Annotated in this window: 19 protein-coding genes; 15 read left to right on the forward strand and 4 right to left on the reverse strand. The window is 60.8% G+C overall.

The annotated features are described in order from the left end of the window. Nucleotides 1-16 precede the first annotated feature (16 nt). From HMPREF2681_RS04010 to HMPREF2681_RS04055, 10 genes are all read left to right on the forward strand, one after another. Nucleotides 17-1,045, forward strand: coding sequence for a helix-turn-helix transcriptional regulator (locus tag HMPREF2681_RS04010; RefSeq protein WP_049189894.1), 1,029 nt, complete (start codon nt 17-19; stop codon nt 1,043-1,045). Then, the gene (locus HMPREF2681_RS04015) at nt 1,045-2,076 is read left to right on the forward strand and encodes a helix-turn-helix transcriptional regulator (RefSeq protein WP_049170545.1); all 1,032 of its coding nucleotides are present in this window, start codon (nt 1,045-1,047) and stop codon (nt 2,074-2,076) included. The genes HMPREF2681_RS04010 and HMPREF2681_RS04015 overlap by 1 nt, the downstream gene beginning before the upstream one ends. A 74-nt stretch (nt 2,077-2,150) precedes the next feature. After that, nucleotides 2,151-2,462, forward strand: coding sequence for a Sec-independent protein translocase subunit TatA (gene tatA, locus HMPREF2681_RS04020; protein WP_049170543.1), 312 nt, complete (start codon nt 2,151-2,153; stop codon nt 2,460-2,462). Between the two features lie 18 nt (nt 2,463-2,480). Beyond that, nucleotides 2,481-3,707, forward strand: coding sequence for a twin-arginine translocase subunit TatC (gene tatC, locus HMPREF2681_RS04025; RefSeq protein WP_065421641.1), 1,227 nt, complete (start codon nt 2,481-2,483; stop codon nt 3,705-3,707). 24 nt (nt 3,708-3,731) lie between these two features. Continuing rightward, a complete protein-coding gene (locus HMPREF2681_RS04030; protein ID WP_070546136.1) occupies nt 3,732-6,518 on the forward strand; it encodes a DEAD/DEAH box helicase in 2,787 nt (928 codons plus the stop codon). A gap of 89 nt (nt 6,519-6,607) precedes the next feature. After that, nucleotides 6,608-7,723, forward strand: a complete 1,116-nt coding sequence (locus HMPREF2681_RS04035; protein WP_016422804.1) for a M24 family metallopeptidase — start codon at nt 6,608-6,610, stop codon at nt 7,721-7,723. 32 nt (nt 7,724-7,755) lie between these two features. Beyond that, a complete protein-coding gene (locus HMPREF2681_RS04040; protein ID WP_070546138.1) occupies nt 7,756-8,520 on the forward strand; it encodes an SDR family NAD(P)-dependent oxidoreductase in 765 nt (254 codons plus the stop codon). Further along, a complete protein-coding gene (gene cbiT, locus HMPREF2681_RS04045) occupies nt 8,517-9,743 on the forward strand; it encodes a precorrin-6Y C5,15-methyltransferase (decarboxylating) subunit CbiT (protein ID WP_070546140.1) in 1,227 nt (408 codons plus the stop codon). The genes HMPREF2681_RS04040 and cbiT overlap by 4 nt, the downstream gene beginning before the upstream one ends. Before the next feature lie 46 nt (nt 9,744-9,789). Further along, nucleotides 9,790-10,563 (forward strand): precorrin-4 C(11)-methyltransferase, encoded by a 774-nt coding sequence (gene cobM / locus HMPREF2681_RS04050; RefSeq protein WP_070546142.1) that lies wholly within the window; start codon nt 9,790-9,792, stop codon nt 10,561-10,563. Continuing rightward, a complete protein-coding gene (locus HMPREF2681_RS04055; RefSeq protein ID WP_048734066.1) occupies nt 10,551-11,291 on the forward strand; it encodes a cobalt-precorrin-6A reductase in 741 nt (246 codons plus the stop codon). The genes cobM and HMPREF2681_RS04055 overlap by 13 nt, the downstream gene beginning before the upstream one ends. A 3-nt stretch (nt 11,292-11,294) precedes the next feature. Here the strand turns inward: HMPREF2681_RS04055 and cobJ are convergent, their stop codons facing one another. The 3 genes from cobJ to cobG are packed head-to-tail and all read right to left on the reverse strand — an operon-like array spanning nt 11,295 to nt 14,746. Next, complete coding sequence (gene cobJ, locus HMPREF2681_RS04060) at nt 11,295-12,905, reverse strand: precorrin-3B C(17)-methyltransferase (RefSeq protein ID WP_048734064.1); 1,611 nt, start codon at nt 12,903-12,905, stop codon at nt 11,295-11,297. Nucleotides 12,906-12,908: 3 nt separating this feature from the next. After that, nucleotides 12,909-13,559 carry a precorrin-8X methylmutase gene (locus HMPREF2681_RS04065; RefSeq protein ID WP_048734062.1) on the reverse strand — a complete coding sequence of 217 codons (651 nt, stop codon included), beginning with the start codon at nt 13,557-13,559 and terminating at the stop codon, nt 12,909-12,911. 11 nt (nt 13,560-13,570) lie between these two features. Further along, the gene (gene cobG, locus HMPREF2681_RS04070; RefSeq protein WP_065419943.1) at nt 13,571-14,746 is read right to left on the reverse strand and encodes a precorrin-3B synthase; all 1,176 of its coding nucleotides are present in this window, start codon (nt 14,744-14,746) and stop codon (nt 13,571-13,573) included. 251 nt (nt 14,747-14,997) lie between these two features. Between cobG and HMPREF2681_RS04075 the strand changes: the two genes are divergently transcribed. The 5 genes from HMPREF2681_RS04075 (at nt 14,998) to HMPREF2681_RS04095 (ending at nt 23,633) form a co-directional block, all read left to right on the forward strand. Continuing rightward, complete coding sequence (locus HMPREF2681_RS04075) at nt 14,998-16,560, forward strand: lipase family protein (protein ID WP_070546144.1); 1,563 nt, start codon at nt 14,998-15,000, stop codon at nt 16,558-16,560. A 173-nt stretch (nt 16,561-16,733) separates the two neighbouring features. Further along, on the forward strand, nt 16,734-20,384 hold the full coding sequence (gene cobN / locus HMPREF2681_RS04080; protein WP_070546146.1) for a cobaltochelatase subunit CobN: 3,651 nt from the start codon (nt 16,734-16,736) through the stop codon (nt 20,382-20,384). A gap of 76 nt (nt 20,385-20,460) precedes the next feature. Next, complete coding sequence (locus HMPREF2681_RS04085) at nt 20,461-21,081, forward strand: FxsA family protein (protein ID WP_048734054.1); 621 nt, start codon at nt 20,461-20,463, stop codon at nt 21,079-21,081. 38 nt (nt 21,082-21,119) lie between these two features. Further along, nucleotides 21,120-22,808 (forward strand): apolipoprotein N-acyltransferase, encoded by a 1,689-nt coding sequence (gene lnt, locus HMPREF2681_RS04090; RefSeq protein ID WP_070546148.1) that lies wholly within the window; start codon nt 21,120-21,122, stop codon nt 22,806-22,808. Nucleotides 22,809-22,820: 12 nt separating this feature from the next. Next, entirely contained in the window at nt 22,821-23,633 is an 813-nt protein-coding gene (locus HMPREF2681_RS04095; protein ID WP_016422816.1) for a polyprenol monophosphomannose synthase, read from the forward strand. A 322-nt stretch (nt 23,634-23,955) separates the two neighbouring features. On the opposite strand, the gene HMPREF2681_RS04100 is transcribed toward HMPREF2681_RS04095, so the two are convergent. After that, nucleotides 23,956-24,345, reverse strand: coding sequence for an RNA polymerase-binding protein RbpA (locus tag HMPREF2681_RS04100; protein WP_005511311.1), 390 nt, complete (start codon nt 24,343-24,345; stop codon nt 23,956-23,958). Between the last annotated feature and the right edge of the window lie 20 nt (nt 24,346-24,365).

The following is a 24,365-nucleotide window of genomic DNA, read 5'->3' on the forward strand; positions in this document are numbered from 1 at the left end:
AAGGAGCCCCACAGTCGTGTCTGTCTCACCGGTATCGGAAAACCCCGGATCCGCTGCGATCAGTGAGAACCAACGTCAGGTTCAGCTGCTGTTGGCGCTTGCCGACGACACCGGGTGGGTCAGCGAGTCGTGGATCTCCAAACATGTCGAGGGTTACTCCCGTGTTTCCGAGGATTCCCGGGCTCGTTATTTACGTGCGGACACCGCGGCACTCCTGGCAGCCGGGGTCCCGGTGGAGGTTTCGTCGTCAAGCGCGGGCGATAAGGTCAAACGTCTGCGCCTGAACAGACTACGGTGGCCCCAGCACGACCCCGAGTTCACTGAAGCGGAGGCTTCGGTGGTTTTCCAGGCGGCGAATGCGGCGTTTGGTTCGGAGGAGCTGAGCTCGACGGCTGTGGCGGCGTGGCGGAAGCTCGCATCGTTTGCGCAGCGCAGCGCCATTGCGAAGCCGGATGAGTCGGTGGTGGTGGCCGATGCGGTGGATATGAGTCGAGTGGATTTCAGCACACTGCTGACCGCGATGACCTCGCCGCGCCGGACAGTGGAGATGTGGTACTCCCGCCAGTACGGCGTGGATGATGAACTGCGCATGCTGGAGCCGTGGGGTCTGATTAACCTGCGCGGGCGCTTTTATGTGTTGGGCTTTGATCCGCAGCGTGAGGCCGCGCGTATGTTCCGGCTCAGCCGTATCCGCGATGTGTCGGATACAGGGACGTCGGCGACCCAGCCAATGCCCGATGGTGACTTGCAACAGATTGCGGAAAACATGTTGCACCGCGGTGGCAAGACCTATCAGGCGGTTGTTCGTATCGCTCCGAATACCTGCGCTGATGTGGTGATGAAAGCGACCGCGTTGGGGGATGGGCGCTACGAGCTGCCAGCGGCACCTGTGAGTGAGATTGTGTCCACAGGTTTGAGTTACGCACCGGATTTGATTGTGGAATCACCTGAAGAGGCACGGTCGGAGATTATTGCTCGGTTGGAGCAGGTACTCGCTCGCCATGGCGGTTCGAATGGTGCGAAGAACGCTTTGGAGGGCAACTAATGACAGTGCATGCAGCCCGGGAACTGGACGCAGGTGTCAGTGTCGACGAGTTGTTGGCGGTCGTACCGTACTTTTCGCAGCACCGTTCAATGACAGAGGCCGCTACCGAACTGGCCATACCTTTTGCCCGAATTCGGGCAATCGTGGAACAGATTGCAGATATTGACCAGCCGGGACTCCTCGGAGTGCGGGCTTTTGAAGTTGATTACCGCAACAGCTTTGATGTCCGTATTCGCCCTCAGGCAACGGTGCTCAGCCAGCCACGTGCGCTCACAGCCGAAGAAACCGCGACCTTGCTGCTCATCCTGGAAACCATCGAGGACTCCGCAGCCACCACTTCCTCCGAGGCCGCGCAGACGGCCGCGACAAAACTACGCAGTGCTCTGGGAATAAACGTCCCCATCATTGACTCGACCGCTGCGGAAAATGGCAAGGCCTTTTCCTTTTCTGAGCAGATTTATTCCGCGCTGCATCAGCGCAAGGTGTTGAAGGTGCGCTACCGGAATGCCTCAGGGCAGATTACAGTCCGTGAGCTTGACTGTGTCAACGTTTATACAGTTGAATCCACGACGTATCTCCGCGCTGTCGACCGTGCGCAGGAAGACCGTCGTCAGAAGAGCTTCCGCGTCGACCGCCTGGAGGCCGCCGAGGTCCTCGACACTCCCTCCGGTTTCCACCGCCCCGAGCCTGTCGATATCCGTGATCCCCACGCCTTTGGTGCGGAAACGGGAACGTCCGAATGGGCAAGTGTGCTTATCGACGCCGACGCCACCTGGATCGCAGACTATGAACCGGTCTTCTTTACTGAAGATGAGGGAGAAGAAGAGGATACCGAACTGGTCTCTGACCAAGGCTTAGGGCAGTCGGAATTTGTCGCTGACGTGCCGATGTCCGACTTGGCCGCAACAGTCTCCTTTGTGCTCCGCCGTTCACCGAGCGTAACGGTCGCTGAGCCCTTAAAATTGAAAAACGCCGTTGTTGCGCGAGCCCGCGAAGCTTTGGCAGAGTATGGTCGAAACGACAAGGCTTAAATCAAAGCTTAAATCGCGCACGATGTGGCAACTTGCCACTTGTATTTGTATTCATTTGAAAGGTCTCTAAGCGGATGCCGAACCTAGGTCCCTGGGAAATCATCATTATCCTGGTCGTTCTTGTCTTGCTCTTTGGTGCAAAGAAGTTGCCGGATGCCGCACGTTCGCTCGGCCGCTCCATGCGTATCTTCAAGTCCGAAGTCAAGGAAATGCGCAACGATGACGAGCACCAGGAGCAGGCTGCAATTCAGCAGGCTCCGCAGGCCCAGCCACAGCAGCCGTACCAGCCGCAGCAGCAGTACCAGCAGCAGGCACCGCAGGCTCAGCCGCAGCAGCCGTACCAGCCGCAGCCTGGCCAGAACAACCCTGGCCAGCCGCAGCAGTAGTAGAAGGCCGGTTGAAGCGTGACTTCAGCTACATCCACATCACGTCCTCGGAAGCGCCAGCGTAGGCGCAATCCCGAGGGCGTGATGACTATTGTCGAGCACATTCAAGAGCTCCGGCGTCGCCTCGTTCTCGCCCTCGCTGGTATTGCCGTCGGCACTGTTGTGGGCTTTATCTGGTATCAGACCGCCTTTACCATTGGTCAGTTCCGCATACCGTTTACCTCGGTCAATGTTGGCCCTGTGCACTTTAAGTCCCTGGGTGAGTTGCTCAAGGATCCGTACTGTCAGCTTCCACCCGAGATGCGTCTCGGCGGCGGTGAGGGCGCGGAGTGTCGTCTGCTGGCGACCAGTCCGTTTGAAATGTTCATGCTGCGACTGAAGGTCGGTGCGCTGGCCGGTCTGGTGATGTCGTCGCCATGGTGGCTCTACCAGATTTGGGCCTACATCACTCCCGGCTTGGTTCGGAAGGAACGCCGCACCACGCGCAGAGTTGTGACTGCCGCCGCGCTGCTGTTTGTCATGGGTTCCGTCCTGGCCTACTACGTTGTCGCCATCGGTCTGGAGTTCTTGCTCCAGATTGGTGAAGAGACGCAAATTTCTGCACTCACCGGTTCGCAATACTTCGGTTTCCTCTTGGCGCTCATCGTCTGCTTTGGCGTGAGCTTTGAGGTTCCGCTTTTCCTGGTCATGCTGAACATGGCCGGTGTCGTTACCTACGAGAGCATCAAGGACAAGCGCAGCATCATCATTATGTCGCTGTTCATCTTTGCGGCCTTCATGACTCCGGGGCAGGAACCAATATCCATGGTCGCAATGGCAACGGCACTGACGTTGCTGGTGGAAATCGCAATCCAGATTTGTCGTCTCCATGACCGTCGTAAAGCAAATGAGCGACCTGATTGGTTGGACGTCGATGACGAGCAAGGCTCCGGACCCATTACAGCGTCCGGCCCGATTGGCTCCGCCGGCGGTATCGGTGACGTGGGCGGCATTGACGCCCCGACTTCAGTAAGTGCGCCGACGTCGATTCAGCCGGGCGGCATGCCGACGGCATCAGCGGCCCCGACGACCTCTCCGGTCTCTGGCCCCACGCCAGTGAACGCGCCGACGCCGACGCGGGCATCCCAGATGCGTCCTACTCGCAATTCGCGTCCACCACGGCCACAGGGCATGATTCCGGAGACTCCGATGCCGACGCAGGACTTGCGAAATCGTCCGACGAGCGACTTTGATGATGTTCTCTAGCGCGGTTTATGACACTCTAGAGGCATGACTCTTCTCGGCGATTTCGTCAGCCAACAGGATTTCGATCTTGACGACTTTCAGCTCCGCGCCTGCCAATCAATTGAGGCAGGGCGGGGCGTTGTCGTCTGTGCACCCACCGGCGCGGGCAAGACTATTGTTGGCGAATTCGCTATTTATGCAGCTCTTGAGCGCGGTGGCAAGTGCTTTTACACCACACCTATCAAGGCGTTGAGCAACCAGAAGTACCACGACCTAATCGAGGACTACGGCGAGGACCGCGTAGGCCTGCTCACTGGCGACACTTCTATTAATGGCGACGCGGACATCGTGGTGATGACCACCGAGGTGCTGCGCAATATGATTTATGCGGACTCGCCGACGCTGAAGAAGCTCACGCATGTGGTGATGGATGAGATTCACTACCTCGCTGACCGCGAGCGCGGCGCTGTGTGGGAAGAGGTTATTTTGAACCTCGACCAATCCGTGGCCGTCATCGGTTTGTCGGCGACGGTGTCCAACTCCGAGGAGTTCGGTCGCTGGCTTTCCACGGTGCGCGGGCACACGGACGTTATTGTCACGGATCTGCGCCCGGTTCCGCTGCATCAGCACATGCTGGTGGGAAACCGGCTCTATCCACTCTTCGAGGCGAAGTCGGACAAGGTCAATCAGGACCTGTTGGAGGCGTGCCGTCGTGCCGAGTTCGGCTACGGCGACGCTGGGGCCAGGGAGCGCTACCAGTACAAAAAGCACAAGGGCGGTGGGCGCTCGTATAGCTGGGGCGATAAGGGGCAGCGCAAGTTCCGTCCGCCGAAGCGCGGCGATGTTATCCGCATGCTCGGCTCCATGAACATGCTGCCCGCGATCGTTTTCATCTTCTCCCGCGCGGGCTGCGAAGGCGCGCTGGCGCAGGTCGGTGCTACGCGCGCAGAGCTCACTGACCGGGATGAGCAGGAGCGCATCGCCAAGATTATCGATGACGGTGTTGCACACATTCCGAAGGAAGATCTGCAGGTTCTCGGTTTCCTGCGCTGGCGCCGCATTCTCATCCGTGGTTTTGCGGCGCACCATGCGGGCATGCTGCCTGCGTTCCGGCACATTGTGGAAGAGCTCTTTAACGAAGGCCTGGTCAAGGTTGTCTTCGCCACCGAGACGCTTGCGCTGGGCATCAACATGCCTGCCCGCACGGTCGTGCTGGAGAAGCTGGTCAAGTTCAACGGCGAAGCACATGTGGATCTCACGCCGGGTCAGTACACGCAGATGACCGGTCGCGCTGGCCGCCGCGGTATTGACACTGTCGGCAATGCAGTGGTGCAGTGGGCCCCGGCAATGGATCCGAAGGCTGTCGCAGGGCTGGCATCTACGCGCACATACCCGCTGATTTCCACCTTCGCGCCGAGCTACAACATGAGCGTCAACCTCCTGCAGACGCTCGGTTACGACGGCTCGAAGCGCGTCATGGAGCGCTCATTCGCACAGTTCCAGGCGGATGGCGACATCGTCGGAGTCGCCGCCGAACTGTCCAAGGCAAAGCAAGAAGCCGCGGCCCTGCGTGCGGAACTGCTCGGCAGGGGAGCCGACGCGCACGCTGAAGGGGCGGAGGCTGAGGGGTCGTCGTCAAGCGAGGAAGGCAGTTCGCGTGACGACGAGCGCCTGACCCAGATGCTTGAATATCTGGATCTGCGCGCGAAGCTGACCCAGGAGGAGAAGAACGCCAAGCGCCGCAATATTGAAGACCGCCACACGGAAACAGTGACCGCGCTGCGCAGACTCCGTCGAGGCGAGGTTATTCCTCTGCCGAAGGGTAAGAAGGTGCAGCTGGCGGTCGTGTACCGAGAGGACCATTCGAAGTCGAATCCACGTCCCGGTGTCATCAGTGTCGGCGGGTTCGTGGGGCGTGTAGAGCCGCATATCTTCCCAGCGGCGCCGCAGACGGTCGGCGCGATTAAGCTGCCTCGGGATGCGGACCGGCATCCGCGACGTGCACTCGGAATTGTGCGCGCAGAGATTGGCCGCAAGGGGCTAAAGGGACCAAAGAGGCTGAAGCGTCGCACTGGTGGCAACTCGCCGGCGGTGAGGAAGTTGCGCCAGGAGCTGCGCGAGCATCCGCTACATGGCGATCCTGCGGTGGAGACGATGGCTCGTCACGCCGATACGCTGCGGCAGGCCGAGGCGCATGTGGCCAAGCTGCAAAAGCGCGTCGATTCCGCCTCGGATACATTGGCGCGCACATTCGACCGCATGCTGCAGTTGCTAACACAAATGGACTACGTGGAATGGCGGGAGGGAGCGGAGCCGACAATTACCGAGGAAGGCCTGCGGCTGGCGCAGATTCACAACGGCTCGGATTTGCTGGTGGCCACGTGTCTGCGCCGCGGTATTTGGGATGATCTGGACCCCGCGGAACTGGCCGGTGCGGTGTCGAGTTTGGTCTTTGAAAACCGCAAGGCCAGTCAAGGCAGTGACGAGGTGCCTACCGAGCCGCTGGCCAAGGCGCTGGGGAACACCTACCGCATCTGGGAGGAACTGTCGGAGGACGAGCGCCGTTACCGGCTGCCGGTAACGGACTTGCCGGATATGGCTTTTGCCACCGCAATTCATCAGTGGACTGCGGGTGCACCGCTGGGGTACTGCCTGCAAGCCGCCGCCGAGAGTGGCGCGGAGCTGACCCCGGGCGACTTTGTCCGCTGGTGCCGTCAGGTCATTGACCTGCTGCAGCAGATCAAGAAGACCGGCTACTCCACGGACATTCGCGACAAGTCCGCCGAGGCTATTCAGGCAATTCGCAGGGGCGTAGTGGCGCTGAACAATTAGTTGCCGGTTACGTTGGTCAGCCGAAGCCTCGCCGCCCCGAGGCCACTCAACCGGCGACGGGCACAGGCCGACGGGTACAGTTGGCAACTATGAGCAACGGTATCTTTAGCTTTGACATCTATCAGCAGCGTCTGGATCGCACTGCGGAGCTACTCCGCAGCCGCGATGCGGACGCTGCAGTCTTTGGAACCGGCGCTGACCTGCAGTATCTCATTGGTTCTGCGGTCACTTCGCATGAACGCCTGACCGCGCTGGTGGTCACTGCATCCGGCACCACCACGCTGGTACTGCCCGCTGTTGAGCGCGGGGACCTGCCACTGTGTGCAATCGGTGACCTCAATGCCGATGTGGTGTTGTGGGAAGACGGCCAGAATCCGCACCGCATTGTCGCCGACTTGGTGGGCCACGTGGGCACCCTCGCAGTGGGAGCCTCTTTGACCGCTGACCACTTGATTCCTATCCAGGATCTCACCGGAGCTAAGACTGTGTTGGCCGGAGACCTTCTGAAGGAACTGTTCATGCGCAAGGACGCCGCTGAGATTGATCAGCTGCGCGAGGCCGGCGCCGCTATTGACCGCGTTCACGCTCGTGTGCCGGGTATGCTGCGCGCAGGTCGCACTGAGCGCGAGGTCGCCGATGAGATTTCGGCTGCCATCCTGGAGGAGGGGCACGTCGCCATTGACTTCGTCATTGTCGGCTCCGCTGAAAATGGTGCGAATCCGCACCACGATTTCTCCGACCGCGTCATCGAGGAAGGTGACGTGGTGGTCGTCGATATCGGAGGCACCTTGCCGCTTGGCTACCACTCCGATTGCACGCGCACCTATGTCGTCGGCAAGCCGGGGGAGAAGGAAGCTGCAGCGTGGGCGGCTCTGCGCAAGGCGCAGGAAGCTGCCGTGGCGGCGGTGCGCCCCGGTGTGACGGCTGCAGAGATCGATGCGATTGCGCGTAATAGCCTCACCGCTGCGGGCTACGGCGAGTACTTCATTCACCGCACTGGTCATGGCATTGGCCTGTCCACGCATGAAGAGCCGTTCATTATGGCTGGCAATGAGCTCAAGCTCGAGCCTGGCATGGCGTTTTCGGTGGAGCCGGGTGTGTACCTGCCGGGTGAGTTCGGTATGCGGCTGGAAGACATCATCGTTGTCACCGAAGACGGCGGAGAATCGGTCAATAATGGTCCGCACGATTTAATTACCGTCTAATCGAGGTTTAGAGGAAAGGTATTTTCTAGCGCATGGGACACGTACTCGTTCTTGGTGCCACCAGCGAGATCGGCGGGGAAGTTGCCGCGCGACTGGCCAACCACAACACCTTCACGCTCGCTGCGCGCCGCACTGAGGCGCTCGACGGCATTGCCGGTCGGCTCATCGACTCCGGTGCCGTCGCGGTGCACCGCATCCACTTTGATGCCGATGACATCGCGGCACACCGCCAGTTCGTCGAGCACGCCTGGCAGCACGGTCCCATCGACACGGTGATTGTCGCGTTCGGTATCCTCGGTGATCAACGGAAGTGTGAGGAGTCCGGCGAGGCTGCTGCGGCAGTCATTCATACCGACTTCACGGCACAGGCGTCGATTCTCACTGAGATTGTCGCGCGCATGGAGTCCGACATCGCCGCCGGCACGCTGCCTGTGCGCGATAAGGTTGCGGGCCGCATCATGGCCTTTTCCTCTATCGCAGGTGCCCGCGTGCGCCGCGCCAACTACGTCTACGGTTCGGCGAAGGCCGGTCTCGATGGTTTCCTCCAGGGCATGCAGGACCGCCTGCACGGGAGCCATATTCAGCTGACGATTGTCCGGCCTGGCTTCGTCATCGGCCGCATGACCGAAGGCATGAAGCCGGCACCGATGTCCTCGCGCCCCGCCGAAGTCGCTGAGGCCGCCGTCACCGGTTTCGACGGTCGGAAGCCCCACGTCTGGGTTCCGCGCAAATTGGCATTGCTCGCCCGCGCCACACATCTGACTCCGCGCTGGATTTGGCGGAAGATGCCCCGATGAGCCCAAAGCTTCGCGTCGTCGGCATCGGCTGCGACGGGTACGCTGGTCTATCCGCGCGCGCTGTCGATGCGTTGTCGTCGGCTCGCCGCATCATTGGCTCTCCCCGTCAGCTCCATTTGCTTGCCGACGTCAACCTGGACGCCGACCTCTCACCTTGGCCAGGTGGCTTCTGGAAGGACTGGCAGGCCACCCTGGCAGATATTGACCCCGCAGTCGATGTCATCCTCGCCAGTGGGGATCCCATGTTCCACGGTGTAGGGGCGTCCCTAGTTCGGGAGCTCGGCCGTGGCGCCGTGGAGGTTATTCCAGCGCCATCGTCAGCCTCATTGGCCTGCGCCTACCTCGGCTGGCCCTTGCATGGCACTCCGGTGATTTCGCTGGTGACAGGGGAGCCGGGGCTACCTGGAGCCGCGCGTGTGGTACCGGTAGCGGATTCGATGCGGCCCTTCCTGGTGCTGTGCCGAAACGCGGACTCAGTAAAAGAGGTCGCTACGGTTTTAGCCGACCGCCCAGACACCAAGCTCACCGCGCTGACCAATCTCGGCGGCACGGAAGCTACAGGGATGCCCGAGTCCGTTGCCAAAGGCACGGTGGCGAACCCACCGGTTGCAGCTGGAAACCTCACGGTGCTGGCGGTGGAGCCGTCGGGAAGCGCGCGCGGCTGGCTGCGCGACGATGACTTTGATTCGGATGGCCAGCTGACGAAGGCGCCGATTCGCCAAATGACGGTCGCTGCGCTGGATCCGCGGCCGGGAGCTCTGCTGTGGGATGTCGGCGGTGGCACGGGCTCGATTGGCATTGAGTGGGCTCGGCACGGCGGACGTGCGGAAATTTTCGAGCGCGATGCTGTTCGTGCAGAGCGAATTGCTAAGAATGTGGCGGCTCTGTCTGGCAATGTGACCGTCCACCACGGAGCGGCACCAGCGGTGTTGGCAGACTCGAATCTTCGCCCAGATGCCATTTTCATCGGCGGAGGTCTCACTGCTGACGGAATGATTGAAACCTGTTGGCAACGCCTTGCCCCGGGAGGCACCATCGTCGCAAACACCGTGACGCTGGAGTCGGAGGCTCTGCTGTGGCAGGCGCGTCGCGACTATGGCGGGGATGTCACCCGGATTTCCGTGGAGCGCGCAGGTGCAGTCGGCAGTTTCACTGCGTGGCGCCCTGCGTTGCCGGTGGTGCAGTGGGTGGCGGTGAAGCCAGTAGAGCCTGCGCTACCATAGACGTAATTTCTTTGTCTAGAAAATATTGAGGACTCTGTAACTCACAATGACTGTGTATTTCATCGGTGCAGGCCCGGGGGCAGCGGATTTGCTGACGCTGCGTGCGGACCGGCTTATTCGCTCCTGTCCCGTGTGTCTTTACGCGGGATCGATTGTCCCGCCTGAGGTGCTGGAAAACTGTCCCGAAGGCGCAGAGATTATCAATACCGCGCGTATGCCGCTGGATACCATCATCGAGACCATTCAGGCAGCGCATGCGGCGGGCAAGGATGTCGCACGCCTGCAGTCCGGCGACCCGTCGGTGTGGTCGGCGCTGGCAGAGCAGGTTCGCCGTCTCAGCGAGCTTGGCATTGACTACGAAATCGTTCCGGGTGTGCCGGCATTTTCCGCGGCTGCGGCCGCTCTCGGCCACGAGCTCACGGTGCCAACTGTTGGCCAGTCGGTGGTGCTGACTCGTATCTCCGGGCGCGCTTCCAAGATGCCGGAGGGCGAGACCCTGGCGAACTTCGGCCGCACGGGCGCAACTCTGTGCATTCACTTGGCCGCCCACGACATCGATCGTGTGGTCGAGGAGCTCACCCCGCATTATGGTGAGCACGGCCCGGTGGCAGTGGTAGCTTTCGCATCCCGTCCGGAACAGGTTATTCTCCGCGGTACGCTGGCTGATATTGCGCAGCAGGTCAAGGATGCAGGTGTGACTCGTACGGCTGTCATCATTGTCGGCAAGGTGCTCACCGCCGAGGCGTTCCCGGATAGCTACCTCTACAGCGATGATCGCCCACGCGATGAATACGGACGGACCATCCCATGCGTGCACTAATACTGGGTGGAACTGCTGAAGCCCGCGCCCTGGCCAAGCGCCTAGTGGGCGAGGGCTGGTTTGTCACCTCGTCACTGGCCGGTCGCGTTTCCAACCCCAAGCTGCCCGTCGGCAATGTCCGTATCGGCGGTTTTGGCGGTCCCGCAGGACTGACTCGATGGCTAATCTCCGATGCCACTGAAGTCATCATCGATGCCACGCATCCGTATGCAGAACAGATCAGCGAATCTGCTGCTGAAGCTGCCCGAGCCACCGGTATTCCGCTCGTGGCGCTGCATCGCCCTGCGTGGGAGAAGCAGCCAGGCGACAACTGGGTTGAGGTGTCCTCTATGCAGGAGGCCGCGGACGTTGTTGCCGACCGTTTCTACAGCCCGTTTCTCACTATTGGCCGTCAGCAGCTTGCTCCATTTGCCGGTGACTCCAACGGCCGTTACCTCATTCGCTGTGTGGAACAGCCCGCGCCGCCGCTGCCGAAGAATCGGAAGATTATTCTCAGCCGTGGGCCTTACGATGTCGCAGCGGAGCGCAAGCTCATGCGGGATTACGCCGTGGACTGCGTGGTGACCAAAAACTCCGGTGGTGCTGCTACCTACGCAAAGATTGAGGCAGCCCGCGACCTAAAGAAGCCGGTCGTTATCGTGCAGCGCCCGCAGCTGCCCGGCGCGGATATCGCCACCGTCGCCACAACGGTGGATGAGGCGTACAACGCCGTCATCCGCCGGGCGTAGCGGCTAACGCAGCAACTCGCCAGTTCCGCTGGTGCCGCCCTCACCGTAGTGACGTGCGGTGTAGACCCGAGTGGTCTTGCCGGCACGATACGCCTTGGTCGACGACGAACCGATAATCACCATGGTTCGCATATCGACGACATCCGGATCGAACTCCGCCAACGTGGTCACGGTAACGTTTTCCTGCTCCGAGCCAACTGCCCGTGCCACAATCACAGGCGTTGTCGGTTCGCGGTACTCCATGGCCAATGCGCGTAGCTCTCGAATCTGCCATCTCCGCGACTTGGATGCCGGGTTGTAGACAGCAAATGCCATGTCTGCTCCGGCTACGGCACGCACTCGCTTAACGACGACCTCCCAGGGCTTCAACCTGTCGGAGAGACTGAGCATCGCAAAGTCATGGCCAAGGGGAGCGCCCACTCGACTTGCGACAGCCTGAGCCGCAGTCATGCCTGGCACGACTCGAACTGGAATGTCTCGCCACATATCGTCATCAGCGACTTCCAGCACTGCGGCCGCCATAGCGAAGACCCCCGGGTCACCGGAACTGACCACCGCAACTCGACCTCCACGCTTGGCGATATCCAGCGCCATAGTGGCTCGCTCTGCCTCTACGCGGTTGTCTGAGAGGTGGCGGCGTTGCCCGGCGCGCTCAGGAACCCGGTTGATGTAGGTGGAGTAGCCCACCAGATCCGTGGCTCGGGCCAGTTCCTCGGTGACTTCTGGGGTGGTCCAGCGCTCCGCACCCGGGCCTAGGCCGACAACGACGACTTCACCAACTGCTGGGGCAGCCGACTCAGTCGCCGTATCGGTGACTGTATCGCTCGCCGCATCATTAGCTGGCTCAGGCGCCCCAGAAACACTCCGTTCAGTTCCGTAGACAGCGGAAGGCACGACGGCTACTGCGAAGTACGGAACTTTCTCCGGGTCTGCATCGGCCAGCGGGTAGCTGGTGTGCTCATTCATGGTTGCTCGCTCGACAACGTAGGCGCGCTCGAGCATGCCTGCGGACTGCAACGCTGTACGAACCTTCTCAACGTTTTTCCCCAGCTTCATAATGACTACACAGTCTGAGGCGTCAAGAACCGCAGCGATGCGCTCGGAATCAGCGGTGGCGGGAACAACGCTGACGATTTCGGTAGCCTCGCCGAGCGGCTGACCAATCTCTGCTGCCGCCGCAGTAATGCTGGCCACTCCAGGGACAATCTCAGTGGGAAAGTCCTCGCTGAGGGCGTGATGCAGATGCTGGTACGAGCTATAGAGCATCGGGTCACCGAGCGAAAGAACTGCAACACTTCGTCCCTCGGCCAAGTGCTTGTGCAGGCGAGCAGTGGCCTCTGCATAGAAACCGGCGAGCTGCTCGCGGTAGTCGACTGGGCGCCCGGTGGTCACCGGGTATTGCAATTGCTCTTCCACGGCAGCGTCGTCACGCGCGTCAATCAGTTCGGCGGCGATTGAGCGCGCCGTGGAACGTCCGTGAGTTCCTGCATGGTAGGCGATGACATCGGCTGTGCGGATGATGTCGGCACCGCGGAGTGTAATGAGACCTGCGTCGCCGGGACCGAGTCCGACGCCGTAGAGATGACCAGGCTGAGCACTGTAGGAGCCGGACATGGTTTAGATGATCTCCTTTGCGGTCGCAATGGCATTGAGGGCAGCACAGGTGATAGCCGAGCCACCGCGACGGCCGGTGACGGTGATGTACTTCAGCTCTGGGTTTTCGGCACCGGAGTCGATAGTGGCCTGCTTTGATTCCGCGGCACCGACGAAGCCCACTGGCATGGCCAAAATGGCAGCGGGCATGGGGAAGGAGCCCTCATTAATGCGGTTGAGCAGGTGGAAGAGGGCGGTGGGAGCGTTGCCGATGGCGACAACCGCGCCCTCTAGGCGTGGCTTCCACAGCTCCACGGCGGCAGCAGTGCGCGTGGTGCCGAGTTCTTGAGCCAGCTTGGGGACGCGCTCATCACGCAGCAGGCAGATGACCTCGTTGTCAGCAGGTAAGCGCTTGCGGGTAATACCCGAGGCGATCATGTTGACATCGGTGAAGATAGGAGCGCCTTCCTCGAGAGCCTGGCGAGCTGCGCGCACAGCTCCCGTGGAAAAGACGATGTCCTTGGCCAGGTCGGTCTGACCTGCTGCGTGAATCATTCTGACAGCGACGGTTTCCTCATCGGCATCGAAGCGGGAAAGATCGCTTTCTTCGCGAATGATGGCAAACGAGTTACGGTAAATATCCGCACCGTCGGTGTTGTACTCAAAGCGCTTCATAGGCTTAAAGCCTAGTCCACAGCAGTGACTTCGTATTCTCCGTCCCCGGTGGCGAGATAGTCGAAGTAACCGCCCTTGGGCTTGCCGCAGCGACGCTCACAACCGGAGAAGTGCACGCGCCCCTCGGGCAGTCGGCCATCGGCAATTGCGTGAGAAGCATCGCCGCGGGTGTCAGCCAGAGACTTTTTGCAGCCGGGGCGTCCGGTGCAGGCGCTGACGCGCAGCCAGGTGGACTTCCGATCGAAGATCAGACCATTGGGCGCCAATACCTTGACGACCTGTTCGGCAACTTCCTCTTCCAAATCATGCAGGATCAGCGAGTACCACGGAGTGATATGCACCGGCACCTGAGTGTGCGAGATCGCTCGGGCCAGACGCGCCGGGAGGACACCAAAGCGCAGGCCAGCGGCCAGGCTAACCAGGCCATCCGGCTGGTCAATCCAACCGATCTGGCGGGACAGCCCGGCGGTGGCATCGAAGCTCTCAGCCGGAGTCGGCTCCTGGCGACGAACTCGCGCGCCCAATTCCTCGACTACGGCATCAGCAACGCGCTCGGCCGCATTGGCTTCGGCGATGCGCCAGGCTGAACCACGGCTGTCATTCCACACCTTCGCTGTGGTGATGAGAGCCTCCACGACGTCGTCACGCGAGACGACAAGCCCCGAGGTCGCGCCACCAATGATGAGTTCGAACGTGTTCTCATCGTGGGCGACAACACCGAAGTCGGGGCGCTCACCGAGCACGTCACCGCGGCCATCGTCGAAAGCCATGAGTGTGCGACCTGGCAGTGTTGCCAGCGACGGCTCCGCGATGAGGGCCTTGTCGAACTCTTGAACCAGGTCGCGCACATCAGCTTTACCGCCGACGCGACCGGACAGCGGCGACTGAAGAACGTTGCGTACGCGGTCGTGGCTGGTGGAGGGAACCAGCTTCTCTTCTTCCGCGGCATCGGCGAATGCGCCGGTGTTGGTGATGCCACGGATCTGAACATTGCCGCGGGAGGTGAAGTGAATATCACCGTCGCCGAAATTCTCGGCCAAATCGGCGAGTACGGCGAAGCCCGGCGCGGGGAGAAAGCCTCCGGGGAAGCGCAGACGACCAATTGCGCCATCAGCTGCGATATGAACCTTGCGGCTGCCGGGGCAACCGTCCTGACGAGTGCGGGTTCCTTGATCAGATGCAGTCATACTCTCAAGAATACGCAAACACACACAGAGCTGAGCCCCCGAAAACAGGGGCACATTATCCAGCCCCTTTCCAGCCCAACGAAACCATCCTGAAGTGGAGTTTTCATACCCCTCCGCAAAAACATACAAATTCTTCACTGAAAATCCACCGATCTACCTTTTTAAAACCTTATTGTTTTCATAACCTAACTTCCTCTGAATTAAGGGAAGTTTTCATTGGGTTTTCAATCTGGGGTTATTCAGGAGATTTCATGCCACATCACGACGCTGAAGCACTCACGCACGAGGCACACGACACCGTCGGCACCGGCCGTGCCTCGACACAGACACGCTCTGCTTCACGACGAAACCGTCGCACAATCCGAACGGGAATCGGGGTAGCGCTAGCAGGTCTTATGACCATCGGCCTGGCTACACCTGCAAACGCACAGCCACTAAACATCCCGGGCCTATCGGATAGTGGGCTGGCGGATAAGGTGTCGTCGTCAAGCGCAAACCGCGAACTGCCTGGTTTCGGCCATGTACCGAACCCGAATATGGAGAGGCTACTCGGCATCGAGAAAGACGATGAGGAGTCTGGTAGCGAGGGCGCAGGCAGGCAGCTGACCCCGGAACAGGCTCGCGTGGCCGCAGCCTCTCCGCTGAATTCTCTGCCGCTGACCCCGTCGCGCACGGCAAATGCCGGCACGCTGGTCAGCAGCGAGGATGCCGAGATGATGGTGAACGACAAGCTGTGGAATGTGGATGCCAAGCGTATTCACTACAACTCCACGGATTCCCTCGGCAATCCCAGTGTGGACACAGCCCTTGTGGTGACTCCGAAGACGGTGTGGAAGGGCAGCGGTCCGCGTCCGGTCGTGGCAATCGCGCCGGGCACGCAGGGTGGCGCGGAAAAGTGCGACCCATCAATCTCCTCACAGACCGGCCTGAAGATTGAGTTCGGCCCGTTGGACATTATTGCTCCATACGAGACGATTCCGATGGTCGCGAACTTGAAGCGAGGCGCGACTGTGGTGATGATCGACCACCACCGCAATTCCCAGGGTAACCAGGACTACGTCGACAACATCGCCTCGGCACAGTCACTGTTTGATGCCGTGTCTGCCTCACACGAGCTCGGCGTGGACAAAAATGCGCCCGTGGGAATTTATGGCTACTCCCAGGGTGGCTCCGCAGCCGCTGCAGCCGCTGAGCGTGCAGGTGTCTACGCTCCAGAGCTCAACGTCGCCGCATCTGCCGCCGGCGGCCCGCCGTCCGATCTCGCAAACGTCCTCGACCAGATTGATGGCACTACGCTGACCGCCGCGATTGCACTGGCAATCAATTCTGTCCTGGATAAGGATCCGGAGCTGCGCCGAGTCCTCAAGGAAGAAATCAGCCCCGAAGGCAAAGAACTGCTGGACAACGTGGGCAACTACTGCGCGGGTGGCTTGGGTTTCCATCACTCGTTTGAAACCACTGACCAGTACACGACTAGCGGTGAGTCACTCAGCGAGATGATTAAGCGCTACGAGCCGGTACAGAAGGAACTCGCACGCCAGCGCGTCGGCAACTTCGTCCCAAATGCGCCGGTGTACCTCTACTCGGGTGAGCATGATGACATCATCCCCATCAACCAGGTTCGCAAGCTGCGCGATTCCTGGCTGAATCTCGGCTTCACCGACCTGGAGTACGTCGAAAACACGACTTCACCGGTGCTACCGAAGACGGGCATTAACCATATCGTTCCGATGCTCGCGGAACTGACTAATGCCACCGACTTCCTCTGGTCCCACTTCCCAGATCAGCCGGCGGAGCAGTCGCTGGAACTCTAGCAATAGCCCCTGCAGTAGAGTGATGGAGAAATCCACTGCCATGCCGCTGACGAGAAGCTCGGTGAAAATCCGCACGGTCGCGCCACTGTCACAGTCAGACCTCGTCATCGGTTAGAAGGCAGACTCCCGCCGACCGGGGACGCGTTGCTCCCCAGGAAGTGAATGACTACACCGTGATTCTGCTGCTGTCGACCTCGGATACCGACCTTCTGTCCGCCCGCGCGGCCGCTCAGGCCAACCCGGAGGTGTCCTACCGTTGGGCAAACCCGGCGCGTCTGCTCGACGATGATTTGCCCACGCTTGCCGACGGCGCCGATGTCGTCATCATCCGACTTCTCGGTGGCCGCCGCGCATGGGAATCCGGCATCGACTACTTTGTGAACTCCGGTATTCCCACCGTCCTCGTCTCGGGTGAGCAGGCGCCCGATGCCGAACTCACCGAGTACTCGACGGTTCCCGCAAACGTCACCACGCAAACGCACATCTACCTGGCGGAAGGCGGCGCGAAAAACCTCGCACAGCTGCACAATTTCCTGTCGGACACGCTGCTTCTGACCGGTCTTGGCTTTGAAGAGCCCACTCGCATGCCGGCCTGGGGTTTCCTGGAGCGCGACTCCAAGGTGGCCACGGAAGATTCGCGTGGCACCGTCGGCATTATCTATTACCGCGCCCAGCACCTGGCGGGAAATACGCACTACATTGAGGCGCTCGCTGACGCAGTCGAGGCTCGTGGCTACGTCGCCAAGCCCATCTTCGCCGCGTCCCTGCGCACCGCCAGCGATGAACTGCTGGCAGAGTTGGCTTCCTGCGACGCGCTTATCACCACGGTGCTCGCCGCTGGCGGCAACCGCCCGGCGCTCGCGCAGGCCGGTCAGGACGACGACGGTTGGGATGTCGCCGCACTCGCAGACCTGAACATCCCCATCATCCAGGGGTTGGCTCTGACATCCTCCAAGGCGGCGTGGGAAGACAACGACGAGGGCCTGTCACCGCTGGACGTCGCAACGCAGGTCGCCGTCCCCGAATTCGACGGCCGCATCATCTCGGTCGCGTTCTCGTTTAAGGAAATCGACTCCGACGAGCTCATTTCCTACGTTCCAGATCTCGAGCGTTGCGACCGCCTCGCCGGCATCGCCACCCGTTACGCCGCACTTCGCCACATCGACAACGCTGACAAGCGCGTCGCCGTCATGCTCTCTGCGTACCCGACCAAGCACGCCCGCATCGGCAACGCCGTCGGCCTGGACACACCAGCATCCACGTTAAAGGTGCTACACGCGCTTGCCGACGCCGGATACAACCTCGGCGACACCACCAAAATCCCCGGATATGCCACCGCCGATGATGGTGCCGATGAACCAGATGCGTTCATGCACGCCATCATCGAGGCCGGCGGCCAGGACCCGGACTGGCTGACCGAAGAGGTTATGGAGGCAGCCGAGCTTCGCCTGCCCGCTGCCACCTACGAGAAGTTCTTCGCTACCTTGCCGGAAGAACTTCGCTCCGACATGCAGGACAAGTGGGGTGCCGCGCCGGGCACCCTGTACGTCCACCCGGATACCCAGGACATCTACATTGCGGGCCTGACCTTCGGCAATGTCGTGGTCATGGTGCAGCCACCGCGCGGTTTCGGTGACAACCCGGTGGGTATCTACCACGACCCGGATCTGCCGCCGACGCACCATTACCTGGCCTGCTACCGCTTCCTGTCGCTGCCGCAGGCGGAGGGCGGTTTCGGCGCCGATGCCGTGGTTCACATGGGCAAGCACGGCAACCTGGAGTGGCTGCCGGGCAAGACCGTCGGCCTTTCCGCTTCCTGCGGCCCGGATGCTGCCATCGGCGAGCTGCCAATGATCTACCCCTTCCTGGTCAACGACCCGGGCGAAGGCACACAGGCCAAGCGCCGTGCTCACGCCACGCTTGTCGACCACCTCATTCCGCCAATGGCCCGCGCCGAATCCTACGGTGACATCACCCGTCTGGAACAGCTTCTCGACGAGCACCAGAACATCTCCGCCATGGATCCGGCCAAGCTGCCGGCCATCCGCCAGGAGATTTGGACGCTGCTGACCGCCGCGAAGATGGACCGCGACCTCGGCTGGGACGAGCGCCCGGACGAGGAGATCTTCGATGACATGCTCATGCATGTCGACGGCTGGCTCTGCGAGATTAAGGACGTCGCCATCCGCGGTGGCCTCCACGTGCTCAGCCAGGCACCGGAAGACGAATCTCTAATCGGCACTGTGACCACCATGTTGCGCGCCCGCCAGCTGTGGGGCGGCAAGCAGACCCTGCCGGGCCTGCGCGAAGCTCTCGGCCTGGCCGAGGACGGCACCGATGAACGCCACGCTGTGGACTCTATCGATGCACTGGCTACGGCGCTGGTAACCGCCGTGGTGAAGAATCCCGACCAACCGGTGACACAGATCGCGGCTGATGTGCTCGGCTCCGAGGAATTTGCCGATATCGCGGCACCAAACGGCCTCGACCAGGTCGTCGAGCTGCTGCAGTTCACCCGCGACGAAATTCTCCCGCGCCTGGCTGCTACCAGCGAGGAGATCCCACGCATTCTTTCTGCTCTCGATGGCGAATTCGTCCCGGCTGGCCCCTCCGGCTCACCGTTGCGTGGCCTGGTCAACGTGCTGCCGACTGCCCGCAACTTCTACTCGGTTGACCCCAAGGCGGTGCCGTCGCGCCTGGCTTGGGAAACCGGTGTTAACCTCGCCGATGGCCTGATTGAGCGCTACCGCGCCGACCACGGTGAGTACCCCAAGTCGGTTGGTCTGTCGGTGTGGGGCACTTCCGCCATGCGTACCTCGGGCGATGACATCGCCGAGGTGCTCGCGTTGATTGGTGTGCATCCGGTGTGGGATGACGCATCTCGCCGTATTGTCGGCCTTGAGCCGATTCCGCTGGAGGAGCTGGGCCGCCCGCGCATTGACGTGACCGTCCGTATTTCCGGCTTCTTCCGTGATGCGTTTCCGCATGTTATCGACCTTTTGGATGATGCGTTTCAGCTCGTCGTCAAGCTTGATGAATCCGATGAGGACAACTACGTGCGCGCCCATGCGAAGGCCGACCAGCAGGAGCGCCCGCGTCGCATCTTCGGTTCCAAGCCGGGCACCTATGGAGCTGGCCTGCTGCAGCTGATCGATTCCGGTTCCTGGCGCGATGACGCGGACCTGGCAAAGGTCTACACGACCTGGGGTGGCTACGCCTATGGCCGCGGTGTCGATGGGGAAGAGGCAGCTGACGACATGAAGACGGCCTACCGCCGTATTCAGGTTGCCGCGAAGAATGCCGATACCCGCGAGCACGATATCGCCGACTCCGATGACTACTTCCAGTTCCACGGCGGCATGATCGCCACGGTCCGCGCACTGACGGGTTCCGCTCCGGAGGCCTATGTGGGCGATTCCACCCGCCCGGACGCCGTGCGCACCCGCACCCTGCACGAGGAGACGCGACGCGTCTTCCGTGCCCGCGTGGTCAACCCACGCTGGATGCAGGCAATGCGTAACCACGGCTACAAGGGCGCCTTCGAAATGGCCGCAACCGTCGACTACCTCTTCGGTTACGACGCGACGGCGCAGGTCATGGATGACTGGATGTACGAAACGCTTACCGACGAGTACGTTGCGAACCCGGAAAACCGCGAGTTCTTTGAACAGTCGAATCCGTGGGCTCTGCACGATATTTCCGAGCGCCTGATGGAGGCCGCCGAGCGCGGTATGTGGGAAAACCCCGACCAGGAACGCATGGATCTGCTGCGCCAGACCTACCTGGATACAGAGGGCGACTTGGAGGAGCGCGCTGACCGGTAGGCGACCGCTAGTCGTCGTCTAACCGGCCGATAGCCGTAACCACTTGCTCATCTAGTGGCGGTTACACTGGGGAACTATGAGCAAGTGGTTCACAATTATTTACCTCATCGCCGAGATTGCGGCCTTTATCGCACTTGGTGAATGGATTGGCTATGGCTGGACCGTCCTGCTGGTTCTGGGTCTATTCATTCTGGGATTGGTTTTCGCCGCCATCGAGTTCAAGCGCATCTACCAGAAGTTGCTGCTGGATACTTCTCGTACTCTTACTGAGTACGGACAGAAGCATCCGGAGGAGGCAATCAAGCGCTCGGCAAAGGGCGCGGGACACTTTGTGGCTGACTCGGCAATCCTGTTGGTTGGCTCTTGGCTGATTGCCCTGCCGGGCGTCGTCTCCACGGTTGTTGGTTTCCTCATGGTGCTACCGCCGACTCGCTGGCTGATTCGTAAGAGCGGATCGGTGGCGCTGCTCAACGGACTCCGCAACTTCAGTGACCGCAGCATGATGGTGGTCTCTCAGTACGGCATGAACCCGGGTGCTCCAGGAACTGGCGCTGGTGCTGGCGGTTTTTCGGGTTTCCCTGGATTCTCTGGTGGTTTCCCGGGTGCGGATGGCAAGGCCTTCCCACAGGATAAAATCGTCCCACCGGCACCGGACAACGCCTGGGATGATGACCAGGACGACAGCGACAAGCGCTAACTCAAAAACTCGCAAACGTAGAGAGTTCTCTTATACAAGTGCACACTAACCGCCAAGCGCGCTCCAGCGAGCACGGGAACGTCGCTCAGAAAGACGCTTCGAAAGACATTCTGGAGAATCCGAATCGCTGGCAGGCGCGCTTTCGCGCGCTTACCCCACTAAAGCAGCGCCTCGTTCTCGCCTTCATTGCAATCCTCGCTGGTGGATTGCAGTTCTTAAGCTATGCGCCCATGAGCTGGTGGTGGACGGCCTGGATCGGCCTCGCCCTGCTCATTTTTGCCTTCTTCTGCGCAGCCGATTGGAAATCCAGCGTAGTGGTGGGCTTCAGCTGGGCAACAGCGACGGCTCTTTTCTCACTGCCGTGGATCGGCTCCTTCGTCGGCATTGGCCCCTACGTGGCGCTCTCAATTGTGCTGGGACTGCTCGCAATTCCGGCGGCGCTTGCGATGTGGCTGATTGCCCAATCCAGTTTCCCCCTCGCGCTGAAGCTCCCTGGCATGGCCGCTGCGCTCGTGGCAGGGGAGGCGCTGCTAGCCCGCTGGCCTTTCGGAGGCTTCCCCTGGCTCCGCGTTGCCTGGGGGCAGGTCGACGGCCCGCTGGCCCCAGCAGTGGCAATCGGCAGCACTGCATTGGTCACTTTCCTCGCTGCTTGCGTTGGTGCGGGACTGGTCGCGCTCACGCTACGTTCCTATGCAACCTCCGCTGCGCTTTTGGTGGGAGCGTTATTCGTCGGCTGGGTTCTTCCTGCGTGGACCCAACCGCTGCCTGAGCCTACGGCCGCTGACAACACCCGTGTCGCGGTTATCCAGGGCAATGTTCCGCGCCTCGGTTTAGAGTTCAATGCCCAGCGCCGCGCAGTCCTGCAAAACCACGCCGATGCCACCAATGAGCTGGCCCGACGTGTCCACCAAGGTAAGGAAGAGCAGCCGGACATCGTCATCTGGCCCGAAAACTCCTCCGATGTCAGCCCGTTTACGGATGGGGAAGCGGCACGCATTATCGAAAACGCCGCGATGAATATTGGCGCTCCCATCGTGGTCGGCACCTTTACCTACACCAATGGGGTGCAAAACACCATGGTGGTCTGGGATCCGCAGACCGGCCCCGGCGACCAGCACGAGAAAATCTATCTCCAGCCCTTCGGCGAGACCATGCCATTCCGCGAACTGCTACGTCACTTTTCCGACATGGTCGCTCACGCCGGAGACATGACTCCGGGCAACGGCGATGCCGTGGTTACAACGCCAGGCACCGATGGTTTAAAGAAGGTCAATCTAGGCGTGGCCACCTGTTACGAAGTGGTCTTCGATGGTGCCTTCCGCAACGCAGTCAAACACGGCGCAACCATGCTGGCCACGCCCACAAATAACGCCACCTTCGGTTTCACCGACATGACCTACCAACAGCTGGCCATGAGCCGCATGCGAGCCATGGAGTTCCAACGCTCCACGGCCGTCGCCGCAACCAGCGGTGTGAGCGCGATTGTGGATGCGCACGGAGACGTCGTAAAGCGGAGCAAAATCTTCGAGCAGAAGGTACTCACTGAAACTCTGCCTCAGTACGCCCACCTGACTTTTGCAGCCCGCTTCGGGACGTGGATTGAAGGTCTACTGACCGCATTCGGTATTCTTTGTGTGGTTGGTGCCGTCCTGCGTCGCCGTGGCGGAGATGCCAGGGCAGGCGCAGATGAAGTTGATGGCCGGGATACTGAGCAGAACATGCACTAAGGAGAATCACGAGTGACTGCCCTAAATGAGTCGACGCTGGTTGTCATTCCCACTTTCAACGAGCGGGAAAACCTGCCGGGCGTGATTGCACGCCTGCGCGCAGCGGAGCCTCGCGTCGACATTTTGGTTGTCGATGACTCTTCACCAGACGGCACCGGTGAGCTCGCCGATGAAATCGCTGCCGCTGACAAGTCGGACAACGGCGAAGAGCACATCTACGTCCTGCACCGCGAGGGCAAGGGCGGTCTCTGGGGTGCGTACCGCGCGGGCTTCGCTTGGGGTCTCGAGCGCGACTACGAGGTTCTCTGCGAGATGGATGCCGACGGCTCCCACGCACCAGAGCAGTTCCATCTGCTGCTGGAGAAGCTCGAGGACGGTGCCGATGTCGTCATCGGTTCCCGCTACATTCCGGGCGGCAAGACCGTCAACTGGCCAATGAGCCGTCAGGTTCTCTCCCGCGGCGGCAACCTCTACATCTCGCTGGCGCTCGGCGCGGGCATCTCGGATATCACCGCTGGCTACCGTGCTTATCGACGGGAAGTTCTCGAAACCCTTGACCTCGAGAACATTGGCAAGGCTGCGTACCTGTTCCAGACCGAGCTCGCTTTTGAGGCTGTACAGGCGGGCTTCTTGGTGGAGGAGGTTCCGATCACCTTTACTGAGCGCGAGTACGGCGAGTCCAAGATGGATGGCAGCTTTGTGAAGCAGTCTCTGCTGCAGGTCACCAAGTGGGGATTCAAGCACCGCTCGCAGCAGGTAAAAAACCTGGGGTCGGAGATTGGTCGCCTGGCTGGTCACGAGTTTAAGCAGCGATTCCGCAAGTAGGGCTAGGGCAGCCCCAAAGATTGCGGCCTACCTGTGTGGAGACGGGCTGCCTGTATGACTGCGGGCTGCAAATGTGAATACGGGCTGCCTGTATGAATGGGGGCTGCAAATGTGAAACTGTCTTAGTTTATGACAGTTTCAAGCCATTTTTCAGGCCATTTTTGTCATAAACGCAGTCAGTAACTCGGATCGGCCCGCCGCAGCCAGGCACCAACAAAAAACGGGCCCGAATAAGGAGCAAAACCTTATCCGGACCCATTTTGCAGCATGTAATTCACAGCTGCAGCGCCCTAAAGCTCACTAGCGCAAGCCAGCTCAAACCTTACGCGTTCTTCTCTGCCTCTTCGGCTTCCTTCTGAGCCTTCAGCAGGCGAGCGGCGTTACGACGACGCTTGCGCAGCAAGTCAACGCGCTCATCCAGCAGCACGTCGAGCTCCTCAATGGAGCGGCGCTCACGGAGCATGTCCCAGTGAGTCCTCGGCGGCTTCACCGGCTTAGCTTCAGTGCCTTCGCCTTCAACCAGCTCACCAATCTGGCCATTCTTGCACAGCCATTCACCTGGAATTTCCGCGTCATCCGCGAATGGGACCTCGAAGATCTCACCGGATTCAGTGCGGTAGCGGACCATCATTCGCGGCGCGAGGTCATGATCGCGATCGGTCTCATACGAAACGGCGCCCATGCGACTGCCACGAAGAACTCGATCTGCCATGTGGAACGTGCCCCCTTTGG

Source organism: Corynebacterium sp. HMSC064H12, from assembly GCF_001809925.1.
GTDB lineage: Bacteria > Actinomycetota > Actinomycetes > Mycobacteriales > Mycobacteriaceae > Corynebacterium > Corynebacterium jeikeium_D.